Consider the following 22,019-nt stretch of genomic DNA (forward strand, 5'->3'; position numbering starts at 1 on the left):
CTTTGGGCTCCATAGACTCCATTTTACTATAAATTAAGTTATAATGAGGAATTAGGCTTATATACTGCAAGTGTAGAAATAGAAGAGAGCTTTGTTTATAAAACTTTAAATTTAGTTGGAATAGAAGTAAATAAAATAATTCCAATTACAAATGAAAGTGGAATTATTGATGAAGAGGCTCCTATAATAAATTCAGTTAAGTTTAGTAAATCAAAAGTAAAACCAGGTGAAAAATTAGAACTTTATATTGATGCTACAGATAAGGGTTTAGGAATAAGTGATGTATATGTTATGCTAAATATTGGCGAGCATTGGGATGAATATCATCTAAGATATGATGAGAAATTAGGAATATATAAAGTTTCATTCGATATAACAGAAGATATGTTAGGTAGTGAAGTTAAGATATATGAATTAAGAGTTACTGATAGAGGAAACAATAGGCATTCAGAAACACCTTCAATTACGTGTATTGTAGATAAAAATGGAGAGATAAGTCCAGAAGAACCTTCAAAGCCAGGAGAACCATCAAGTCCTAAAGTACCTGTTATTAATGAAGGAACCGATATAAAAGAAGTTATTGAAGAAATAAAAGCTTCAGAAGAAAAAGAAATTAAAGTTGAAGTAAATAATAAGGAAAAAATAGTTGATAAAGAAGTATTCAAAGCAATAGCTGGCACAGATAAAAATATATCTTTTACACAAGAAGATGGAACAGTTTGGACATTTAGTGGAAAAGATATTAAAACAGATAAATTAAATTCAGTTAAATTATCTGTAAGTAATATACCAACAAAAGAAGCTAAAGTTGAAATTGAAAAGTTAACTGGTGATGCTGTATTTATAAAGTTTGACCACCATGGAGTTTTACCAGGGAAAGCATCAGTAAAAGTGCAAGTTGATAAGAAAAAAGATCTTGTAGGAAAAAATTTAACTTTCTATTATTATAATCAAGAGACTAAAAAGATAGAAAAAATAAGTGATAATGTTGCTGTAGATGAAAATGGGTATGTTATTGTAGAAATATATCATTGTAGTGATTACTTCTTATCAGAAAGATCAGATTTAGCATATGTTGAAGAAGATGAAAATAAATCTCCAGTAGAAGAAGGTAAAGAAGAGAGTAGTAAGCCTTCAACAGGAGTAGATAAAGACGATAATCAAAAACGAAATGATGTTATAGGTAATACTAATTCAAATGAGAAAAATGAAGCAATTAATAATTTTTCACAAGAAGTCTTACCTAAAACAGGTTCAGTGGTTTCAAGTAATATATTAGTTGTAGTTTCTATCTTAATGGTAACTACAGGATTAATATTTTATAGAAGAAAAGCTACTAATTAAGAAAAGTATAGTAAGTTATTAATTAGTATAATTTATAGATTAGAATTTTTAACAATGCCCATAGTAAAACATTATAGTGTTTTACTATGGGTTATGTTATATTAGTCAAATTCAATCAACAGTTTTGATACACAAAGAGCAGCAGCAGCTAAAGCACCATTATAGTTATTATATTCTTTAATTAAAATATCTTGTTTTTTATAGGATGATAGTAAATTAATGTTTTGATTTAAGAATTCATTTAATAGATTTTTTAATAAAGGTTCTTTGAATAATTCTCCATGAATTACTATTTTATTTGCATCAATCAACATGGATAAATTATTAATTGTAATTGAAAGATATTTAATTGCAGAGTGAAGTATATTTATTACACCTTCATCTCCTAAGCTATATGCTTTTAATACTGTTTCTATTGTTATTTTATTTTTATCTGTAACTAATTGTTTTAGATATGTAATCTCAGAGTTCTCAAAAAGTATTTGAGACTTTTTAATAATCCAAGCTTCACTACCATAGGTTTGTAAGCAGCCTCTTTTACCACATTCACATAATTCTCCATCTGGATGAACAACTATATGTCTTATTTCACCAACAAGAAAGTTATCTTTAGCATAAAGTTTACCATTGTACATATATGAGCAAAACATTCCTCTGCTAACATGGAAAAATATAAAGTTACTATCAGTACCAGTAAAGCTAAATAATCTTTCTGCTAATGTCATGCATTTAACGTTGTTTTCAAAGTAAATTGGTAAATTAATGTTGTCTAACAGAACTTTAATATTGAAGTTTTTCCAAAAATTATTGTTACTTATTATTTTTTTCTCATTTTCATCAAAATGACCAGGAAGTGCTATTCCAATTCCTTTTGGATTATATTCTTCGCAGGATTTAATAAATTCTTTTAGTTCATTAATATAAAATTCTTCAGTTAAAGTATCAGAAAAATCATAAGTATCTGCTAAGATAGTTTTTTCTTTAAAAGTTTTTCCCATATTATCAGTTAGACAAAATGATATATACTTTGGAGATAATTCAGTACCTATATAAAAACTATAATTAGAGGATATACCTAATAATATCTTTTTTCGACCAGATTTATTTTCTTCTGGGACAACTTCTCCGATTTCATGAATAAGGTTTTCTTGTATCATGTAACCAGTAATTTCGCTAACTGTTGCAGGAGTAATTCCAGTTTCATTTGAAATATCAATTCTAGAAATAGGTCCTTTAGCATATATTTTATCTAAAATTTTAAATCGTAATTTTTGTTGGTTTTTTGTAAGTTTCATAATACTTCTTTAATACCCTCCTTCCTAATATAATAATATTATATAACATTAATTATAATTTATAAACAATTAAACTTATTTTATAATAAATTTAATTGAAGTTAATTATAAAATATTATTGACACACCATATTTTTTAATATATTTATTAATTAATAAATAATTATTTATTATTAATCTACCTTATGAAAATGTTTTAATAAGTTATATAAGTTATTTTTTATAATTAATTAAAGGAGAGGTTATTATGAAAAAACTAAATGAGTTTCTTGAAGAAAAAATGTTGCCTATAGCTGCTAAGTTAGGGGCAAACAAAGTATTAATTTCAATACGTGATGGTATAACATTAAGTATGCCACTAATTATTATTGGTTCGTTATTCATGATAATAGCAAGTTTTCCAGTTAAAGCATGGACTGATTGGTTGACAGCGGTAGGAATTGATACTTATTTATGGAAGGGTGTAGATGGGAGTTTCGGATTAATGGGTCTAGTAGCAAGTTTTGGAATTGCAAATAGTTTAGCTCGTCAAAATAAAGTTGATGGAGTTTCAGCCGGTATTATAGCATTATCATCTTTTATCATTGTTACACCTTTTGTAAGTGGTGAGACAGGTACAGGCATTCCAGTTGGCTACATGGGAAGTAAAGGTTTATTTGTAGCTATGATTCTTGGTATTGTTTCAGCTTTAATTTTTAGCTGGTTTATAAAACGTAATATTCAAATTAAATTACCAGATTCTGTTCCACCTGCAGTAGCTAGAAGTTTTAGTGCTTTAATTCCAGGTGCAGCTATTATAACTTTATGGTTAGTTGTTTTTGCGATTCTTGATAGAGTTAATATTGGTAATATTCATGATTTAATGATGATAATTTTAGGAAAACCACTAGGATTACTTGGTAATAACATATTTGGAACAATTATTGCAATTCTATTAAATAGTTTATTCTGGTTCGTTGGTATTCATGGAGGAAACGTTGTAAACAGTATTCTCCAACCTATTTGGTTAATGAATTCAGATGCAAACCGTTTATTATTCCAAGCTGATAGTGCAGCTAATTTACCAAATATTATTACACTACCATTTATAGATAATTTTGTATATATGGGTGGCGGTGGAGCTACAATTGGGTTAGTAATTGTTATTGCGATTATTGCTAGACGTAGAAATGCAAGTAAAATGACTAAAGCTATGGCACCATTAACTTTAACACCGGGGATATTTAATATTAATGAACCTGCTATGTTTGGTTTACCAATAGTAATGAATGTTTCATTAATAATACCATTTATTTTAGCACCAGTAGCAAATGCGATAATATCATATGTGGCAATGGCTTCGGGGTTAGTTGCAAAAACTACAGGTATAACAGTTTCTTGGACAATGCCACCAATTCTTAGTGGATTCCTTACAACTGGAAATCATATAAGCGGAGCTGTATTGCAAATAGTATGTATACTTGTAGACGTAGCAATTTATTGGTTCTTCTATAAAGCAGTTGAAAAGCAAAACTTAGCTTTAGAAGCAGCTGAGGAAGTTGAAGTTAATAATAACATAATGGGTTAATTTATTTATAATAATTAAATGAAAAATATAAAAAATTAGAATTAAATTAGTTATTTAAATAAGTGATAAACGATTTAAATAAAGATCAGTAAATAGTTAAATAAAAACAGTAAATTAAATAAATACAATAATTTAAATGATTTTTGGAGGAGTAATTATGGGTAAAAGATTAATTAGTGCAAATGCTTCGGAGATACTAAATATGACCGCAGCTGAATTAAAACAAAGTATTAAAGCTAGTGAAGGGAGAACCATTCTTTCAGAGAATGTGGCACCAAGAGAATCCTTTATCGGTGATATTACTAACTCTGAAATTGCTAGGGCTTTCGGAGCAGATTTAATTTTACTTAATGGGGTAGATGTTTTGAATCCATATATTTTTGGATTAGATATGAAAGAAGGAAATTTTGTGGATCAATTACATCGTTTAGTAGGACGACCAATAGGAGTAAACTTAGAACCAGTAGATTTAGATGCAGATATGGCAGAAGATATTTTAACTATCAGCAAAGGTAGACAAGCTAATTTAGAAACAATTCAAGAAATTGAAAAACTTGGTATGGACTTTGTTTGCTTTACTGGAAATCCTGGTACAGGAGTTACAAATTCACAAATAGAAAAAACAATTCATCTAGCAAAAGAACATTTTTCAGGATTAATTATTGCAGGCAAAATGCATGGAGCTGGTGTTAACGAGCCAGTTGCAGACATAAAGGCAGTAGAAAAGTTTATTGAGGCAGGTGCAGATATTATTTTAGTTCCTGCAGTTGGAACAGTACCAGGATTTGATGATTCAGAATTAAAAGAAGTAGTTAAAGTAGCACATAGTAAAGGTGCACTTGTATTAACTGCAATAGGTACTAGTCAAGAAAGTTCTGATGAAGATACTATTAAACAAATTGCAATTCGCAATAAAATTTGTGGCGTAGATATTCAACATATTGGTGATGCAGGTTATGGTGGAGTTGCACCTTTTGAAAATATTTTTGCTATGAGTAAGGCAATTCGTGGTGTTCGTCATACTGTATCAATGATTGCTCGTTCAATTAATCGCTAATCATTTGAATAAAATAGACGATAATTAAAATATACGGAAGGTTAGTTTTAATTTTAACTTACCTTCCTATATTACTAAATTTACAGAGATTTTAGTAATAAAATTATAAAAGGGGTGTATAAGAATGAAAAAAACAATTATGTTAGTATGTGCAGCTGGAATGAGCACAAGTTTAATGGTTACTAAAATGCAAAAAGCGGCGGAAGCTAAAGGTATTGAGGCTGATATATTTGCTGTTTCAGCTAGCGAAGCAGATAGTTATTTAAATGAGAAGAAAGTTGATGTATTGCTTTTAGGGCCACAAGTACGTTTTATGAAAAAACAATTTGAAGAAAAGGTTGCACCATTAGGTATTGGATTAGATGTAATACAAATGACAGATTACGGTATGATGAATGGAGAAAAAGTATTGGATCAAGCTATAAGATTAATTAAGAATTAGTTTGTAAAGCAATTACTTTTAAAAGGAGTGTTAATTTTGGAAGAACAAGAAAATTTACAAGTAGTTATGGAGTTAATTATGTATGGAGGAGATGCTAAAAGTAATGCTATGGAAGCTATCCAAGCTGCAAAAGATAGAGATTTTGAATTAGCTAAAGCTAAAATTTCTGCTGCAGAAGCTTCATTATTAAAGGCACATCATTCTCAAACAGCAATGTTAGCTAAGGAAGCTCAAGGTAATAAAACTGAAATTACATTATTGATGGTACATGGTCAAGATCACTTAATGACTTCAATGGCATTTACAGATTTAGCAAAGGAATTTGTTGAAGTTTATAAACGTATGAACGAAAAGTAATGTACACGACTAAGAATATATTTTTATATAAAAGCCCATAGTAGAATACTATATTTGTTCTACTATGGGTTTTTATAATTTATAAGTAAAAAATATGTTAAGTGTTTTAGATTAATTTAATAGTAGTAAAGGCAGGGCAAAGCTTAAGTTAAAAAGTGTTAAAACTTCCTAATTTTAAAATTTATTAATATATAATTCACTTGTAAGAAGAGTAAGGGGGGATTTATAGATGAAACATATACTATAGTTAAATCTCTTGATAAATCTAATTTAATTGATTTAATTAAGAATGCGGAAGAAAAGATTAAATCAGATTATACACACTCAACTTGGGCTATTTTTGAAGGAGCACTTACCAATGCAAAGGCTATATTAAATCAAGCTGATGCAACATCAGAAATAATTACTAAGGTTTATACAGATTTAAATACATTTATGAATTCACTTGTATTACAAGGAAATAAAAATAATTTAAATACTACTATTGAAGAAGCTATAAAAATTGCTGATAAAGCTGTTATAGGAACAAAAAATGGCAATTATAAAGAAGAGGACAAAGAAGTATTTTTAGCAGCTATAAATGAAGCTAAGATGGTACTTTTCTCAGATGATGCTAGTCAAACTTAACTATTAATTTATAAATTATGCGTAATTAATTATACTTAGTAGTTTGTAAGAAATTGCATCAATAATTATTTATTATCAATCTGGGGGATTGTTATGATAACAGAGGTATTTAAAAGTAATAAGAAGATTAAAAGGCATATTATTGCATCATTTATTATTATTTTGTTCTTTGTGTTCTTATACTTTTTCAATGGAATAGAAAAGATAGAATTAATTAATAGTGCTGGTACAAGCTATGAAAAGGCTATTGTTGTAGAAATTGTAGAGGATAATATACAAGAAGATGGACAAAGATCCAAATAAAATAGAAAAGATATTTACATTAAAAGATAAAAGCGCTAAGAAAAACTATTTTAGTGTTATGGAAGACATGCAAAGAGAGTATATGGATGTTACAAATATGATAATTAAACATGCTGCAAATGAATTGAAATGTGAATTAAATGATAATATTTTTATTTCATTAATTGATCATATATCTTTTGCCATAGAAAGATATAATAAAGGAGTAATCTTACAAAATAGATTGTTATGGGAATTTAAAAAGTTTTATCCAGAAGAATTTAAAATCAATACAATTAATGAATATATATAATGAATAATATTAATTTGAATTAAATACAATATATGCTAAAATAAACTTATAAGGGATTACTAAGTTGTAATAATAAATAAAATTTAAAAATCAATTAAATATAGTACAAATTAAAATACAGAAGTAATAAAAATATCAATGAATAGCTAAATTTATAGGAGTATTGGGAAGAAAAAAATGTCTTAATAAAAGTAGAGGTGAGTTTTTGGAAGAAAATATGATTGAAAATAAGATGATATATTTAGATCATGCAGCAACAACATCTATTAATGAAGAGGTTCTTAAAGAAATGATGCCGTATTTAACTAATCAGTATGGAAATCCATCTTCCATTTATAGTTTTGGACGGAAAAGTAAAAAAGCAATAGAAAAAGCAAGAGAGCAAATAGCAGCGACTATAAATGCTAAAAAGAGTGAAATTTACTTTACAAGTGGGGGAACAGAATCTGATAACTGGGCAATTAAGGGTATTGCTGGATATTATAAAAAGAAGGGGAAACACATAATTACTTCTTCAATAGAACATCATGCAGTTATCAATAGTTGTAAACGATTAGAAAAGGAGGGCTTTGAAATAAGCTATTTGCCAGTTGATAAGGATGGAAAAATATCAATTGAGGATTTAAAAAAATCTATAAGAAAAGATACTATTTTAATAAGTATCATGATGGCAAATAATGAAATAGGAACTATAGAGCCAATTGCAGAAATAGGGAAAATAGCTAGGGAAAAGGGAATAATATTTCATACAGATGCAATACAAGCTGTTGGATGTATTACTATAGATGTTGAAGATTTACAAGTTGATTTATTATCAATATCAGCACATAAATTTTATGGTCCAAAGGGGGTAGGAGCTTTATATATCAGAAAAGGTATAGGCATTGATTCTCTTATGGATGGTGGAGAGCAAGAAAAGGGAAAGCGTGGAAGCACAGAAAATGTTTCGTCTATTGTTGGTATTGGAAAGGCTATTGAATTAGCAAATAAAAACTTAATTGAATATCAAGAGAAGTTATGTTGCTTAAGAGATGAAGCTATAATTCAGATTTTAAAAAACATACCAAATACAAAATTGAATGGACATGCCATGGATAGATTACCTGGAAATGTTAACATCCTCTTTGAAGGAATGGAGGCAGAAACAATGATACTAAAGCTAGATAAAATGGGATTTGCAGTATCAAGTGGAGCAGCCTGTTCTTCAGGATTAACAGAGTCTTCACATGTACTTAAAGCAATAGGCTTATCTCATGAAAAGGCACAATGTTCACTTAGATTTACATTTGGAGAAGAAAATAATATAAAAGACGTAAAAAAATTAGTTGAAGCGCTAAAGAAAATTTATTTTAACTAAAAACTTATAAATTATTTACAATAAAATGCTGAGAGATATTTTAGTGAAAATCACTTTTTACTCTTTAACTCTTTCACTATTTTGCTCAGCAAAATACAGGGGGATTATATGAGAAATACTTATGGAGAACTTATTAATGAATTGAAGGACAACCATAGCATGGTAATGATGACAAGGCTTTCATCTAAAAGGGGAAAGAAAATAGAAAAAATATTATTAGATTTAAATAAAGAGGACTTATTAGATATTGATGAAGATATGAAAAATGCAATAAATAAAGCAATAGATAAAAAGACTCCAGAACTTATCATACATAATGATGAAGAGCAAATTTTAATAGAGCCATTTTTTCCAGAAGCAAGATTAATTATCTTTGGAGGCGGAAATATTTCAGAGCATCTTGTGGATTTAGGAGCTAAAATTGGATTTAAGGTAACAGTTGTAGATGATAGATTATCCTATGCAAATAAAGAAAGGTTTCCATTAGCAACAGAAGTAATCTGTGAAAGCTTTGAAAATGTTTTTGAACAAATAAATGTAAATCAAAATGATTATGTAGCAATTGTTACAAGAGGACACAAATATGATAAAGAATGTCTTAGAGCAGTTTTAAATATAAAACCAGAATATCTAGGAATGATAGGATCTAAGAGAAGAGTTCAAGGAATTAAAGATCAATTTAAAGAAGAAGGATATAGTGCAGAGCTATTAGATAAAATATGTTCTCCAATAGGATTCAGAATTGGGGGAATTACACCATTAGAAATTACAATATCTATTATTTCTCAGATTATTGCACAAAAAAGGCTAGGTATATCAGATATGATAGCTTGTGCAAATGCTAAAAAAAGAACAAATTATTCTGATATGGATATTAAAGTCTTAGAAAACCTTGCAAAAGAAGATGAAGAAAGAAGAGCAATTGTTACAGTAACATCAACAAAGGGGTCTACACCAAGAGGAGCAGGAGCTAAAATGATTATTTGGCAAAATGGGAAAACACTTGGAAGCATAGGCGGAGGATGTAGTGAAGGAGAGGTAATTTTTGCAGCAAGGGATTTAATAGAGGAAGTTGAAGAAGGAAGCTTTATGACAATGCAAGTTGATATGACAGGAGATGTAGCAGAAGATGAAGGAATGGTTTGTGGTGGGATAATGAATGTGCTTATAGAAGTATAATAAATCATTTCTTTACTCTTTATTTTATAATTAATTAAAGTTATATATTATTTCAAAAACTAAGAAATACAAGTGTTTTTTAATTTAAATCGTAGTATAGTCAAAGGATCTAACGTTAGGTCCTTTGACTATATTATAAGTTTTATAGATTTTTATGTGGTTTTAAAATTAAATATAGTAGATGTTTATTCAATACAAAAGAAACAAATTTTATAAATAATCAACAGAAATTTTACAAACTATCTTTTTTATTTGAGAAGGTGAGTTTTTCATAATAGCAACTTTATGAGCATCAGTAGGCCAACAAATCATAAAGTCACCAGGATTTAAATAATATGTTCCATCAGCTTCTCCATTATAAAAGGCAATATCTTTTTCATTATTATAAGGAGTTTGAACTTTAAGTTTATCTATAGAAGATGTAGAAATACCCTCAATACCTTCTAAAATATAATGTACATCCAGATATTTTTTATGTGCTTCAAATATACATTCATATTCAGGTTTAGATATGAGTGATACTGGGTTATAAAACAGTTTATTTTCTTCATAAACGATAGTTGAAGTAGGTATATTTTCTATATTAAGTTTTGAAAGTTCCTGTAAAGCTTTATAAATTATTGAAAAAGATTTGTAGTTATAGATATTTTTTATATTATCAATTATCATAAATGCCTCCAAAATTATTATCTTTTATTAAATTATAAATAGCTCCAATCAATCCCGCATTATTTCCTAAATTTGCGGAAGTGATTTTTAAATGCCTTTTGAAGCTAGGCATAATCATGTTAAATACTTTGTTACGTAGAGGAGTAATAAAATAAGCTTCTTGACTACTTACTCCGCCACCTATTATTACAAGGTCAGGATTAAAAATATGAATTAATCCTACTAATCCTATAGAAATATCATCTATCCACTTATTTACTATATATTTTATGTCACTGTTACCTAATTTTACTTGTTCAAATATGAATTTCCCATTTATCTTCTCAGTTTTATTAAATGGATAAGATGGAAGGGAGTTTAGTAAGTCGTTTACATTATTAACTAAAGTTGTAGTTGATGCATATTGTTCATAGCATCCGAAATTTCCACAAGTACATTTTTTCCCACTTTTATCTATAGAGAAGTGTCCAAGTTCTCCAGCTAATCCGATTTTTCCAGAGAGAATTTTACCATTACAAATAATTCCGCCGCCTACACCAGTTCCAATGGTAATCATAATTACATTAGAATAGTTTACTGCACTTCCCTTCCAGCATTCACCGATAACAGCACAATTTGCATCATTAGCTACTGAAACTGGTACAGAATATTTATTTTGTACAATATCTTTTATCGGAGTAGAAATCCAATTATCTATATGCCCAGCGCTTCCAATTACTGTACCACTATAAGTATCTATTTGACCAGTGGCAGAAATTCCGATACCAATTAGGTTATTTGAATCTAAATTATTGTTTTCTAGGAATATATCTATTGATTTTAATACAGTATCAATAATTGGAGTTTTATAGTGATCAAAGTCAACAGAAAAAGCTGTGGATTTAATAAGATTACCATCTGATGTAATTAACCCAATTTTAACATCTGTTCCACCAATATCAACACCTAAATAAATTTTATACATTATTTATTACCTCAATAGCATTAATAAATCTTTGGGCAATTTCTAATGGCCTAGTAATAGCTCCACCTACTACAACAGCATATGCACCAGATTCTAACATTTGTACAGCTTGTTCTGGATAATGTATTTTACCTTCGGCAATTACAGGTATATCAATTGTTGAAGATAACCTTTTAACTAGATCAATATCTGGAGCATTAATTTTAGGTGAATAGCTTGTATAGCCACTTAAGGTTGTCCCAACAAAATCTACACCACACTTCCAAGCATTTATTCCTTCTTCATAGGTAGAAATATCAGCCATAAGTATAATGTCTGGATATTTATTTTTTATATCAGTTATAAATTCGTTTATAGTACTTCCATCTCCACGTTTACGCATTGTACAATCTAGAGCAATAATATCAGTATCAACTGAAACAAGTTCATCTATTTCTTTCATAGTTGGAGTGATATATGAATCGTATCCTTCATACTCAATTTTAATAATACCTATTACAGGTAGAGAAGTTTCTTCTTTTATTGCTATGATATCACGTATGCTATTTGTGCGGATACAAGGAGAACCAGCTTTTTTAGCAGCACGAGCCATTAGATACATTATAGATCTATCTTCTACGTATAGAGGTTCTGATGGAAGAGCTTGACAAGATATTATTAGCTTACCTTTTATTTTTTCTAATATTTCATATTTTTTATATTTCATAGATGAAAATCTCCTTTAGATAATTATATTTTGTTTTTTTAATGTATTTTTTAATACTGTAGCCATAATGTTATAACCATTTGCATTTGGGTGAAGACCATCATATGTAATGCCTTCAAGTAGTAAAGTTGTTCCTGGGACTACAGTTGTATGATAATAATCAACATAAATAAGATTTTTTTCTTTGCTATAACTATATAGAAAATCATTAAAGTCACAAATGAATTTTTTACGTTTTGCCTCACATAATGAAATAGGAATATTAATAGGTAATAAAGAAACCATAATAGGAATTGAAGATGTCTTATCAAATTGTTCTATGATATCTATATAATTTTCTTTTGCTTTTGTTAAAACATCACTATAGGGGAGACCAGGTAGTTGTCTCCAATAATCACCTTCTAAGTCTAAGGAATCATTAATTCCTATACCGATGATACAGTATTTTGGAGATAATTGTAGGGCATCAGCCCAAAGCCTTTGGGATAAATAGGTAGTAGTGTCTCCGCCTATTCCTCGATTAATAATTAGTTGCCCAGGCTTATTAAAATATGCACTTAATTCCCAGTAATGAGTAATAGAATCCCCTATGAAAAGAAAATCAGGTTTTAATTTATTTTCTATTAGAGTATGATTTTTTATATCAAATTCTTTTCGGCGGGTATCTGCAGATACATTTAATGAAAAATAACCAGGGCTAACATAATCATGTCCAACTTTCATAATATAAAAAACTTTCTCCTTTCAATAGAATTTAATATTTATATTTTGAATTATATTATTAAGAAAAATTTTTATAAATAGGTTAAATGAGTAATTATAGTACAAAACAACTAAATTATAATTGAATTAAGTAAAGTGATATATTATAATTGTTGTAATATTCTGTATAATAAGGTGGGAATTGCTTATGAATAATTCATTTATTAATTCTATAAGATTTAATTTTCTTTATATTGATAGATACTCCTTTGGTAAGTCCTGGGTATACCCTGAAAGTTATTTACCATATGGTATGTTAAGATACGTTATAAAAGGAAATGCTATATTCTTTATTGATGGGAAGGAATTTGAAGTAAAGGAAGGGGATATTGTTTATCTTCCAGTTGGATGTAAATTATCTTGTCATGCGCTTAATGATGATTTTTCTTTTTATAGCATAAGATTTGCAACATCAGTAAATTATGATGGAGGAGATTTACTAACAGATTATTTTCATATACCTACAGTAATTCATGATATAAATGATGAGGGTAGAATGTATTTTGAAAAAATGTATAAATGCATAAAGACAGATCATGATTCAAGGATGTTTTGGGTTAGAGGATATCTAGAATTAATTATAGGATATGTTATTGATAAGGGTAAGAGGAATATTGATATTGATAAAAAAGAATTGATTGGAGAAGAAGAATTTTCTTTAGAAAGAATTAAAAATAGAACAAGAAAATCAGATGTTAGCTTAGATCCAAGAATACAGGTTGTTGTAGATTATATAATTTTACATCCTACAGAGCAATACACAATTTCAAAAATGAGCAGGATGGCTGAGCTAAGTGAATCACGATTTAGAACATTATTCAAACAGCAAGTTGGAAAAAATCCTTTAGAATATTTAAATGAAATAAGAGTTATGACAGCTGCAAGAAAGTTATTGGTTTCAGGAGATAATATAAGTGATATAGCATATGAAGTAGGATATGAAGATGCAAATTATTTTAGTAGAATATTTAAAAAATATTTTTGTATTACTCCAAAACAATATAGGGATAATGCTAAAGAATAACTATATAATAGTTAATTTATCCTATAAAAAATAGAAATTTATATTGTATCAACTTATGATTAAAAGTATAATTTTGTAGATTTATTTTTAAGTATAATATAGATATTGATAGAAAGGGCATTTGTATTGATACAAGTGCTTTTTTTATCCCAATATAAACATAAAGCAATATAAAATAGTACTTGAGTTGAGAGACAAAAAGAGTAATAAAAAAATGTTTTGTGCTAATATTTAATGTTTTGTATGTAGAAAAGTACAAAATGGTAATATATACTAAGTTTAGAAGTAAAGCTTTACAAGAAACTTCATTATCAAGGAGGATAAAAATGAAAAAAAGGTTATTAAGCATTATGTTGACGGTGATTATGGGGGCAACGTTACTTGTAGGGTGCGGAGGAAACTCTTCTAAGGGTAGTGCAGCCGAAGCAGAACCAGGGAAATTAAAGGGAGAAATTACGTTTTGGCATTCTTTTACGCAAGGAGCAAGATTAGAAACTATACAAGCAGTGGCGGATCAATTTATGAAAGATAATCCTGATGTAAAAATTAATATTGAAACTTTTTCTTGGGGAGATTTTTATACAAAGTGGACAACCGGTCTTGCTTCAGGAAATGTACCAGATATGAGTACGGCTCTCCCAGGTCATGTTGTTGAAATGATGGATGCCGAAGCAATTATTCCAGTAGATGATGTTATTGATAATATTGGTCGTGATAAATTTTCTAAATCAGCATTATCAGAAGGAGAATCAGTTGGAAGCCATTATTCCTTACCTTTATACTCTCATGCACAAGTAATGTGGTATAGAAAAGATTTATTAGAAGCAGCAGGACTTGAAGTTCCTAAGACTTGGAAGGAATTTGCAAACGCTGCTAAGGTTTTAACTACTAATGATGTTTATGGATGTTCATTCCCTACTGGATCTAAAGATTTAATGGGGACAAGATTCTTAAATTTCTATGTACGTAGTGCAGGAGGAAGTCTTTTGACAGATGATTTAAAAGCAGATCTTACAAGTGACTTAGCTATAGATGGTATTAATTATTGGCTTGATATTTATAAGAACTCATCACCAAAAGATTCTGTTAACTATGCAGTTCTTGATCAAGCAACTTTATTCTACCAAGGTAAGACTGCATTTGATTTTAATTCTGGATTTCAAATAAGTGGTGTAGCTACAAACTCACCAGATTTAGTTGATAAAATTGATTGTGCTCCAATTCCAAAAGTTAATGCTAATGATCCTGATTATGGAATTGAAACATCAAATATTCCAATGGTAATTTGGGAAAAATCAGAGCATCCAGAAATATGCAAGGCATTTATTGAAAAGTTATATGAAAAAGAAAATTATATTAAATTCTTAGAAGCAACACCTGTGGGAATGCTGCCTGCTATTAAAGGTATATCAGATACTGAAGAATATAAATCAAATGAAACAGTTAAGAAGTTTTCAAATGCTGTAGATGTTATTAGCACAGCTGTTGATAAGGGTACAGCTATAGGATTTGAACATGGGCCAAGCGTAGAAGCAGGTTTATTAACATCACAAGGAATTATTGAATCTATGTTCCAAGATATTATTACAAATGGAACAGATGTTAAAAAAGCAGCTCAAACTGCTGAAGATAAATTAAACGAGTTATTTAGTACAGTTAAGTAATATGAATTTTGAATGATGGGGCTGTCGCACAATTAGAAATATAAAATAGGAATATGCGACAGCACCATAATTTAAGAAAGGGTGGAGAGGGTGTTTGTGAAAATAAAAACAAAAAAAGATTATGCAAGATGGGTATTTGTACTTCCGGCTCTTATTATAGTAGGAGTATTATTGATTTATCCTATATTTTCTAGTTTATATTATAGTTTAACAACAAAGCATTTAATTAAGCAATCATATGATTTTATTGGATTACAAAATTATACATCAGTTTTAAAGGATCCAGAGTTCTTTAAAGCATTTATTATATCTATTATATGGACATTAGTATCATTGATTGGTCAATTATTTATAGGGTTTACAGCCGCTTTGTCAATTAATAGAGTAAAACATTTAAAAGGTGTTTATCGTACAGCATTAATTATTCCATGGGCATTTCCTTCTATAGTAATAGCCTTATCTTGGAAATGGATGCTTAATGGAGTATCAGGATTTATACCTAATATACTTGTGAAATTAGGGTTTACTAGCACTTTACCACAATTTTTAAGTGATGCTAATTTAGTTTTACCAACTTTATTTTTTATAAATATATGGTTTGGGGCACCAATGATAATGGTAAATGTACTTTCAGCATTACAAACAATACCACAAGACCAGTATGAAGCAGCACAAATTGATGGTGCATCAAAAGGTCAACAATTTAGATTTATTACTATGCCACATATAAAAACAGTAATTGGATTACTTGTAGTATTGCGTACAATTTGGATATTTAATAATTTCGATTTAATTTATTTAATTACAGGTGGTGGACCTGCAAATGCAACAACAACAGTACCAATATATGCTTATAATATGGGCTGGGGTACGAAGTTATTAGGAAAATCATCAGCAATAACTATTTTATTGCTATTATTTTTATTACTTATATGTGCAGCTTATTTTACTATTATAGGAAAATGGGAAAGGGAGGATAAATAATGATAAGTAAAAAAGATAAGTTTGGAAATTTTATGTGTCATATATATCTTATTATTTTAACTATTATAGCTGTTTTCCCATTACTATGGATACTACTTTCTTCTGTTAAAACATCAGGTGAACTAACAGCAAATCCTACAAGTTTTTTGCCAAAGAACTTTACTTTAGAGAATTTCATTCATGTAATTAAAGATTTAGGTTTTGCAGTAAATATTAAAAATAGCTTATTAATTTCTCTTATAACTACTTTGATAGCAATTACAATTTCAGCAATGGCAGCTTATGGTATCGTAAGATTTTTCCCTAAGTTTGGAAATGTTATGTCTAAACTATTAGTTACTACATATATGTTTCCACCAATTTTATTAGCAATTCCATATTCATTGGTAATGGCAAGGATTGGTCTTACTAATACAAGGATAGGGTTAGTAATAGTTTATCTTTCATTTAGTGTACCATATGCTGTTTGGATGCTGGTTGGATTTTTTAAGACTGTTCCAATAGGAATAGAAGAGGCAGCTAAAATTGATGGAGCAGACAAGCTACAAACCTTTGTAAGAATAGTTCTTCCATTGGTTATGCCAGGAATAGTAGCTACGGCAATTTATACTTTTATAAATGCATGGAATGAGTTTTTATACTCTTTAATTTTAATAAACAGCACCGATAGAATGACTGTTTCGGTTGCACTTAGATCATTACAAGGAGCGGAAATTCTTTCATGGGGTGATATGATGGCAGCATCAACACTTGTAGTAGTACCATCAATAATTTTCTTTATGTTTATTCAAAGGAAAATTGCAGCTGGAATGACTGATGGATCAGTAAAATAAATAACATAAAAATGGAGGGTGAATTATGAAGAATATAGGTTATGCAATAGTAGGAACAGGATATTTTGGTGCTGAATTAGCGCGTATTATGAAAGATCAAGAAGGAGCTAAGGTTGTAGCAGTACTAGATCCAGAAAATGCAGAAACAATAGCTAAAGAATTAGGATGCGATGTAGAAACTGACTTAGATACTATGTATAGTAGAGAAGATGTAGAGGCTGTTATAGTAGCAACACCAAACTATCTACACAAAGAGCCAGTTATTAAAGCAGCAGAACATGGAATCCATGTATTTTGTGAAAAACCAATAGCTTTAAGTTATGAAGATTGTGATGAAATGGTTGCTATTTGTCAAGAAAAAGGTGTAATATTTATGGCTGGACATGTAATGAATTTTTTTAGAAGTGTAAGACATGCTAAAAAATTAATTAATGAAGGTGTATTAGGAGATGTACTTTATTGCCATTCTGCTAGAAATGGATGGGAAGAGCCTCAATCAAGTATATCATGGAAAAAGATTCGAGAAAAATCAGGTGGACACTTATATCATCATATTCATGAATTAGATTGTATACAATTTATTATGGGGACACCAGAAGAAGTAACTATGGTAGGTGGAAATGTAGCTCACTCAGGTGAACAATTTGGTGATGAAGATGATATGTTATTTATTACATTGCAATTCCCAAATAATAGATATGCTTTATTAGAATATGGATCAGCATTCCACTGGCCAGAACATTATGTATTAATTCAAGGAACAAAAGGTGCCATTAGAATTGATATGAAGGATGTTGCTATGACAGTAAAAACTAAAAATGGAGAAGAAACATATCTTGTTCATGAAACAAAAGAAGAAGATGATGAGCGTACAAGAATTTACCATGGAACAGAAATGGATGGAGCTATAATGTATGGTAAACCAGGAAAGTTACCTCCAAAGTGGTTACATGGAATTATGAAAAATGAAATGAAATATTTTAATGAGATTTTACATGGAAAAGATGTTGATGATGAGTTTAGACCATTATTAACAGGGAAAGCAGCTAGAGCAGCAATTGCTACTGCAGATGCATTAACTAAATCTCGTTATGAAAATAGAAAAGTAAAATTAAATGAGATTGTTTCTAAATAAATAGATATTACAGTGTAGTTGTAGACTGAGAATATAAATAAAATTGAGGAGAAGATTATGTATAGTTTAATAAAAAAATCAATATCTACTATTGCTTTATCAACATTAGCGATTACTTCTTTACCTACTTATAGTGTATCAAGTCAAACTACAGAAGAGTATGGAGCAAGAAAATATTTTATAAATAACAATATAGAAAATATAAAAAATATAGAAAATAAATCTTTTGATTTGATACAAAATTTAAATACTAAAATATTAGAAAAAGAAAATATAGAGACTCTAAGTGGAACGGTTGTAGATTTTACTAAAGAGGCTACATCAAATTCAACTATTCCTAATGGATTAATTATTGAAAAAAGTAATATTAATATTACAGCAGGAAAAGGTTATGACTTGAGTTCTGAAATGGGCTCGGAATATGTAAAAGCTTTAGAAAAAGGAACAATAATTGTTTCTTATAAATCAACAAGTAATAATAGTATACAGTCATTAGTAAGCATTGGAAATAATACTAGCGGGAATAGGGATAGACATTTCCATATTTATATTACTAATACAGGGGAAGTGGGAATGGAACTTAGAAATACTGATAGTGTATTAAAATATACATTAGGTAGGCCAGCTGCTGTAAGATCAATATACAAAAATAATCTTGTATTTAACACAATTGCATTTAAAGCAGATCCAAGCAATAAGCAATATAAATTATTTGCCAATGGTGAATTACTTGCAACTTTAAATACCGATGTATATAAGTTTATAAATGATATTACAGGTGTAAATAATGTTATGCTAGGTGGGACTGTTAGAGATGGAGTTATAGCATATCCATTTGGAGGAACAATTGGAAATGTGAAAATTTATAATGAGATTTTAACTGATGAGGCCCTTAAGGCAGAAACTGGAGCAACAACATATGGGAAAAACATTTTTTATGCTGGTGATAGTACTAAATCTAATTATTTTAGAATACCATCATTATTATCTTTAAGTTCAGGAACTGTTGTATCAGCTGCTGATGCAAGATATGGTGGAACACATGATTCTAAAAGTAATATAGATATTGCATTTTCAAAGAGTCTAGATGGAGGTATAACATGGAAAAATCCAACAATACCATTACAATTTAATGATTATGTTGCAAAAAATATAGATTGGCCACGTGATTCTATAGGAAAAAATGTTCAAATTCAAGGAAGTGCATCTTTTATTGACCCAGTATTACTAGAAGATAAGGAAACAAAGAGATTGTTTATTTTTGCAGATGCTATGCCTGCTGGAATAGGAAGTTCTAATGCATCAACGGGATCAGGATATAAGGATATTGCTGGTAAGAAATATATGAAGTTAAGATGGCACCAAGATGGAAGTTCAACTTATAATTATTCCATCCGTGAAAATGGGGTAATATATAATGATGTAACTAACTTACCTACAGAGTATAAAATTGATGGAGATTATAATTTATATAAAAATGGAATCGCATTATTATATAAACAATATGACTATAATTTTAGTGGTACAACTCTATTGGAGACAGCCACAAATATTGATGTTAACATGAACGTATTTTATAAAGATTCTCTATTTAAAGTATTTCCAACAACATATTTAGCAATGAAGTATAGCGATGATGAAGGAGAAACTTGGTCTAATTTGAACATTGTAAGTAGCTTTAAACCGGAAAATTCTAAATTCTTAGTTTTAGGACCAGGTGTTGGAAAACAAATTTCAAAGGGACAGTATAAAGGAAGATTAATTGTACCACTATATTCAAGTTCATATGCTGAGCTTGGCTTTATGTATAGTGATGATCATGGACAAACTTGGAATTATGTAGCAGCAGACAATAGGAACACCGGATCTACAGCAGAAGCACAAATTGTTGAAATGCCTGATGGATCTCTTAAATCATATTTGCGTACTGGGTCTGGAGTTATAGCAGAAGTCACAAGTATCAATGGAGGAGAAACTTGGAGCGATAGAGTAACTGTACCTAATATGCATACTACTTCATATGGAACTCAACTATCAGTTATTAATTATTCAGGGCTGATTGATGGAAAAGAAGCTATTATTCTATCAGCACCAGATTCAAGTAGTGCACGTAGAAATGGAAAGATATGGATAGGTTTAATTAGTGATACAGGTGCTTCAGGAATAAATAAATATTCTATTGAATGGAAATATTGTTATTCAGTAGATAGTTCAAATATGGGATATTCATATTCTTGTCTTACAGAATTACCTAATGGAGATATTGGATTACTATATGAGAAGTATGACTCTTGGTCTCGTAATGAATTGCATCTTAAAAATATATTAAAATATGAAACATTTTCAATTAATGAGTTAAAGCAACCTATATCTAACTAAGATTAGTAGAAAATATTAAGGAGAAGATTTATGAGAAATTTAGAAAAGTATAAAGGTATAATACCAGCTTTTTATGCTTGTTATGATGATGAGGGGAAAATAAGTCCAGAACGTACACAGATGTTTACTCAATACTTAATAGATAAGGGAGTAAAAGGCCTTTACGTTTGTGGATCTTCAGGGGAATGTATATATCAAAGTAAAGAAGAAAGAAAAATAACATTAGAAAATGTAATGAAAGTTGCAAAAGGAAAAATTACTATAATAGCTCATGTAGGATGTAACAATACTAGAGATAGTGAAGAACTTGCAGAACATGCAGAAAGTATAGGGGTAGATGCTATAGCATCTATTCCCCCAATTTACTTCCATTTACCTGATTATTCAATTGCTGAATATTGGAATGATATAAGCAATGCTGCACCAAATACTGATTTTATTATATATAATATTCCACAATTAGCGGGAGTTGGTTTAGGAATTAATTTATATAAGCAAATGCTTAAAAATCCAAGAGTAATTGGTGTAAAGAATTCTTCAATGCCAGTACAAGATATTCAAATGTTTAAGGATATATCTGGTGATGAAAGCGTTGTATTTAATGGACCAGATGAGCAATTTGTTGCTGGACGTATAATGGGAGCAGATGGAGGTATTGGCGGAACTTATGCAGTTATGCCAGAATTGTTTCTTGCAGCTGACAAAGCTTTAGGCGAAGGTGATTTAAAAAAAGCTCAAGATATTCAATATAAGATTAATAGAATTATATATGAGATGTGCTCTTGTCATGGAAATCTTTATGGAGTAATGAAAGAAATATTAAAAGAAAAGGGAATTAATATTGGAGGAGTAAGAAAACCTCTTAGTTCAATAGTAGAATCTGATAAAAATAAAATTAAAATATGTAGTAAGTTAATAGATGATGCTATAGGAAGCTTAGATTAGCTTTAAATAATAATCTTTATTATAAATATAAGATTTAAATAGGTTTTAATAATAATTAAATTTGTTAAATAAATATAATAATAGTTAAAAAAGCTTTACTTTATTTTACAAAACTATGATATTAACTAAATTTTC

Annotated in this window: 22 protein-coding genes and 1 pseudogene; 18 read left to right on the plus strand and 5 right to left on the minus strand. The window is 29.2% G+C overall.

All coding sequences use genetic code 11. The annotated features are described in order from the left end of the window. Positions 1-291 precede the first annotated feature (291 nt). Complete coding sequence (locus tag J2Z25_RS08315) at positions 292-1,344, plus strand: LPXTG cell wall anchor domain-containing protein (RefSeq protein WP_209739693.1); 1,053 nt, start codon at positions 292-294, stop codon at positions 1,342-1,344. Positions 1,345-1,445: 101 nt separating this feature from the next. Here the strand turns inward: J2Z25_RS08315 and J2Z25_RS08320 are convergent, their stop codons facing one another. Beyond that, entirely contained in the window at positions 1,446-2,639 is a 1,194-nt protein-coding gene (locus J2Z25_RS08320; RefSeq protein ID WP_209739696.1) for an ROK family transcriptional regulator, read from the minus strand. A 246-nt stretch (positions 2,640-2,885) separates the two neighbouring features. Here J2Z25_RS08320 and J2Z25_RS08325 point away from each other — a divergent pair, with 246 nt between their 5' ends. From J2Z25_RS08325 to J2Z25_RS08365, 10 genes and pseudogenes are all read left to right on the plus strand, one after another. Further along, a complete protein-coding gene (locus J2Z25_RS08325) occupies positions 2,886-4,205 on the plus strand; it encodes a PTS sugar transporter subunit IIC (RefSeq protein WP_008680642.1) in 1,320 nt (439 codons plus the stop codon). Between the two features lie 157 nt (positions 4,206-4,362). Continuing rightward, positions 4,363-5,262, plus strand: a complete 900-nt coding sequence (locus J2Z25_RS08330) for a DUF7916 family protein (RefSeq protein ID WP_097033186.1) — start codon at positions 4,363-4,365, stop codon at positions 5,260-5,262. A 124-nt stretch (positions 5,263-5,386) separates the two neighbouring features. Continuing rightward, positions 5,387-5,704 carry a PTS sugar transporter subunit IIB gene (locus J2Z25_RS08335; RefSeq protein ID WP_097033187.1) on the plus strand — a complete coding sequence of 106 codons (318 nt, stop codon included), beginning with the start codon at positions 5,387-5,389 and terminating at the stop codon, positions 5,702-5,704. 27 nt (positions 5,705-5,731) lie between these two features. Further along, positions 5,732-6,061, plus strand: a complete 330-nt coding sequence (locus J2Z25_RS08340; protein ID WP_373205341.1) for a PTS lactose/cellobiose transporter subunit IIA — start codon at positions 5,732-5,734, stop codon at positions 6,059-6,061. A gap of 243 nt (positions 6,062-6,304) precedes the next feature. Continuing rightward, a pseudogene (locus J2Z25_RS18970) lies at positions 6,305-6,496 on the plus strand (hypothetical protein); the annotation flags it as partial. After that, complete coding sequence (locus J2Z25_RS18580; protein ID WP_245173206.1) at positions 6,497-6,688, plus strand: hypothetical protein; 192 nt, start codon at positions 6,497-6,499, stop codon at positions 6,686-6,688. It abuts the pseudogene before it with no gap. Between the two features lie 93 nt (positions 6,689-6,781). Next, a complete protein-coding gene (locus J2Z25_RS08350) occupies positions 6,782-6,991 on the plus strand; it encodes a hypothetical protein (RefSeq protein WP_209739699.1) in 210 nt (69 codons plus the stop codon). Beyond that, a complete protein-coding gene (locus tag J2Z25_RS08355; RefSeq protein ID WP_209739702.1) occupies positions 6,972-7,283 on the plus strand; it encodes a PRD domain-containing protein in 312 nt (103 codons plus the stop codon). Before J2Z25_RS08350 ends, J2Z25_RS08355 begins: the two co-directional genes overlap by 20 nt. A gap of 205 nt (positions 7,284-7,488) precedes the next feature. Beyond that, on the plus strand, positions 7,489-8,640 hold the full coding sequence (gene nifS / locus J2Z25_RS08360; RefSeq protein ID WP_483413793.1) for a cysteine desulfurase NifS: 1,152 nt from the start codon (positions 7,489-7,491) through the stop codon (positions 8,638-8,640). Between the two features lie 108 nt (positions 8,641-8,748). After that, positions 8,749-9,819, plus strand: coding sequence for an XdhC family protein (locus tag J2Z25_RS08365; RefSeq protein ID WP_209739705.1), 1,071 nt, complete (start codon positions 8,749-8,751; stop codon positions 9,817-9,819). Between the two features lie 210 nt (positions 9,820-10,029). On the opposite strand, the gene J2Z25_RS08370 is transcribed toward J2Z25_RS08365, so the two are convergent. The 4 genes from J2Z25_RS08370 to J2Z25_RS08385 are packed head-to-tail and all read right to left on the minus strand — an operon-like array spanning position 10,030 to position 12,881. Continuing rightward, a complete protein-coding gene (locus J2Z25_RS08370) occupies positions 10,030-10,488 on the minus strand; it encodes a NanQ anomerase/TabA/YiaL family protein (RefSeq protein WP_142690928.1) in 459 nt (152 codons plus the stop codon). After that, positions 10,478-11,452 carry an ROK family protein gene (locus tag J2Z25_RS08375; RefSeq protein WP_209739707.1) on the minus strand — a complete coding sequence of 325 codons (975 nt, stop codon included), beginning with the start codon at positions 11,450-11,452 and terminating at the stop codon, positions 10,478-10,480. The genes J2Z25_RS08370 and J2Z25_RS08375 overlap by 11 nt, the downstream gene beginning before the upstream one ends. Further along, positions 11,445-12,158 (minus strand): N-acetylmannosamine-6-phosphate 2-epimerase, encoded by a 714-nt coding sequence (locus tag J2Z25_RS08380; protein ID WP_209739710.1) that lies wholly within the window; start codon positions 12,156-12,158, stop codon positions 11,445-11,447. Before J2Z25_RS08380 ends, J2Z25_RS08375 begins: the two co-directional genes overlap by 8 nt. A 15-nt stretch (positions 12,159-12,173) precedes the next feature. Next, on the minus strand, positions 12,174-12,881 hold the full coding sequence (locus J2Z25_RS08385) for an SGNH/GDSL hydrolase family protein (RefSeq protein WP_209739712.1): 708 nt from the start codon (positions 12,879-12,881) through the stop codon (positions 12,174-12,176). 187 nt (positions 12,882-13,068) lie between these two features. Between J2Z25_RS08385 and J2Z25_RS08390 the strand changes: the two genes are divergently transcribed. From J2Z25_RS08390 to J2Z25_RS08420, 7 genes are all read left to right on the plus strand, one after another. Further along, complete coding sequence (locus tag J2Z25_RS08390) at positions 13,069-13,944, plus strand: AraC family transcriptional regulator (protein WP_209739715.1); 876 nt, start codon at positions 13,069-13,071, stop codon at positions 13,942-13,944. Positions 13,945-14,270: 326 nt separating this feature from the next. Further along, positions 14,271-15,608: an ABC transporter substrate-binding protein gene (locus tag J2Z25_RS08395; protein ID WP_097033193.1), complete on the plus strand. Its 1,338-nt coding sequence runs from the start codon at positions 14,271-14,273 to the stop codon at positions 15,606-15,608. Between the two features lie 96 nt (positions 15,609-15,704). Next, on the plus strand, positions 15,705-16,592 hold the full coding sequence (locus J2Z25_RS08400; RefSeq protein WP_209739718.1) for a carbohydrate ABC transporter permease: 888 nt from the start codon (positions 15,705-15,707) through the stop codon (positions 16,590-16,592). Beyond that, a complete protein-coding gene (locus J2Z25_RS08405; RefSeq protein ID WP_209739721.1) occupies positions 16,592-17,425 on the plus strand; it encodes a carbohydrate ABC transporter permease in 834 nt (277 codons plus the stop codon). Before J2Z25_RS08400 ends, J2Z25_RS08405 begins: the two co-directional genes overlap by 1 nt. 25 nt (positions 17,426-17,450) lie before the next feature. Next, positions 17,451-18,560: a Gfo/Idh/MocA family protein gene (locus J2Z25_RS08410; RefSeq protein WP_209739723.1), complete on the plus strand. Its 1,110-nt coding sequence runs from the start codon at positions 17,451-17,453 to the stop codon at positions 18,558-18,560. A gap of 57 nt (positions 18,561-18,617) precedes the next feature. Next, a complete protein-coding gene (locus tag J2Z25_RS08415; RefSeq protein ID WP_209739725.1) occupies positions 18,618-20,939 on the plus strand; it encodes a sialidase domain-containing protein in 2,322 nt (773 codons plus the stop codon). 30 nt (positions 20,940-20,969) lie between these two features. Then, positions 20,970-21,884, plus strand: a complete 915-nt coding sequence (locus tag J2Z25_RS08420; protein ID WP_097033195.1) for a dihydrodipicolinate synthase family protein — start codon at positions 20,970-20,972, stop codon at positions 21,882-21,884. Positions 21,885-22,019: the final 135 nt, after the last annotated feature.

This window comes from Clostridium tertium (assembly GCF_017873245.1).
GTDB classification, from domain to species: Bacteria; Bacillota; Clostridia; order Clostridiales; family Clostridiaceae; genus Clostridium; species Clostridium tertium.

Excerpts from the sequence above, each read along its gene's own strand:
- J2Z25_RS08365 (WP_209739705.1), top strand. The coding sequence starts at position 8,749 with ATGAGAAATACTTATGGAGAACTTATTAATGAATTGAAGGACAACCAT.
- J2Z25_RS08330 (WP_097033186.1), top strand. The coding sequence starts at position 4,363 with ATGGGTAAAAGATTAATTAGTGCAAATGCTTCGGAGATACTAAATATG.
- J2Z25_RS08315 (WP_209739693.1), top strand. The coding sequence starts at position 292 with ATGCTAAATATTGGCGAGCATTGGGATGAATATCATCTAAGATATGAT.
- J2Z25_RS18580 (WP_245173206.1), top strand. The coding sequence starts at position 6,497 with ATGAATTCACTTGTATTACAAGGAAATAAAAATAATTTAAATACTACT.
- J2Z25_RS08335 (WP_097033187.1), top strand. The coding sequence starts at position 5,387 with ATGAAAAAAACAATTATGTTAGTATGTGCAGCTGGAATGAGCACAAGT.
- J2Z25_RS08375 (WP_209739707.1), bottom strand. The coding sequence starts at position 11,452 with ATGTATAAAATTTATTTAGGTGTTGATATTGGTGGAACAGATGTTAAA.
- J2Z25_RS08410 (WP_209739723.1), top strand. The coding sequence starts at position 17,451 with ATGAAGAATATAGGTTATGCAATAGTAGGAACAGGATATTTTGGTGCT.
- J2Z25_RS08370 (WP_142690928.1), bottom strand. The coding sequence starts at position 10,488 with ATGATAATTGATAATATAAAAAATATCTATAACTACAAATCTTTTTCA.
- J2Z25_RS08415 (WP_209739725.1), top strand. The coding sequence starts at position 18,618 with ATGTATAGTTTAATAAAAAAATCAATATCTACTATTGCTTTATCAACA.
- J2Z25_RS08390 (WP_209739715.1), top strand. The coding sequence starts at position 13,069 with ATGAATAATTCATTTATTAATTCTATAAGATTTAATTTTCTTTATATT.
- J2Z25_RS08385 (WP_209739712.1), bottom strand. The coding sequence starts at position 12,881 with ATGAAAGTTGGACATGATTATGTTAGCCCTGGTTATTTTTCATTAAAT.
- J2Z25_RS08325 (WP_008680642.1), top strand. The coding sequence starts at position 2,886 with ATGAAAAAACTAAATGAGTTTCTTGAAGAAAAAATGTTGCCTATAGCT.
- J2Z25_RS08395 (WP_097033193.1), top strand. The coding sequence starts at position 14,271 with ATGAAAAAAAGGTTATTAAGCATTATGTTGACGGTGATTATGGGGGCA.
- J2Z25_RS08420 (WP_097033195.1), top strand. The coding sequence starts at position 20,970 with ATGAGAAATTTAGAAAAGTATAAAGGTATAATACCAGCTTTTTATGCT.
- J2Z25_RS08320 (WP_209739696.1), bottom strand. The coding sequence starts at position 2,639 with ATGAAACTTACAAAAAACCAACAAAAATTACGATTTAAAATTTTAGAT.
- J2Z25_RS08350 (WP_209739699.1), top strand. The coding sequence starts at position 6,782 with ATGATAACAGAGGTATTTAAAAGTAATAAGAAGATTAAAAGGCATATT.
- J2Z25_RS08355 (WP_209739702.1), top strand. The coding sequence starts at position 6,972 with ATGGACAAAGATCCAAATAAAATAGAAAAGATATTTACATTAAAAGAT.
- J2Z25_RS08380 (WP_209739710.1), bottom strand. The coding sequence starts at position 12,158 with ATGAAATATAAAAAATATGAAATATTAGAAAAAATAAAAGGTAAGCTA.
- J2Z25_RS08405 (WP_209739721.1), top strand. The coding sequence starts at position 16,592 with ATGATAAGTAAAAAAGATAAGTTTGGAAATTTTATGTGTCATATATAT.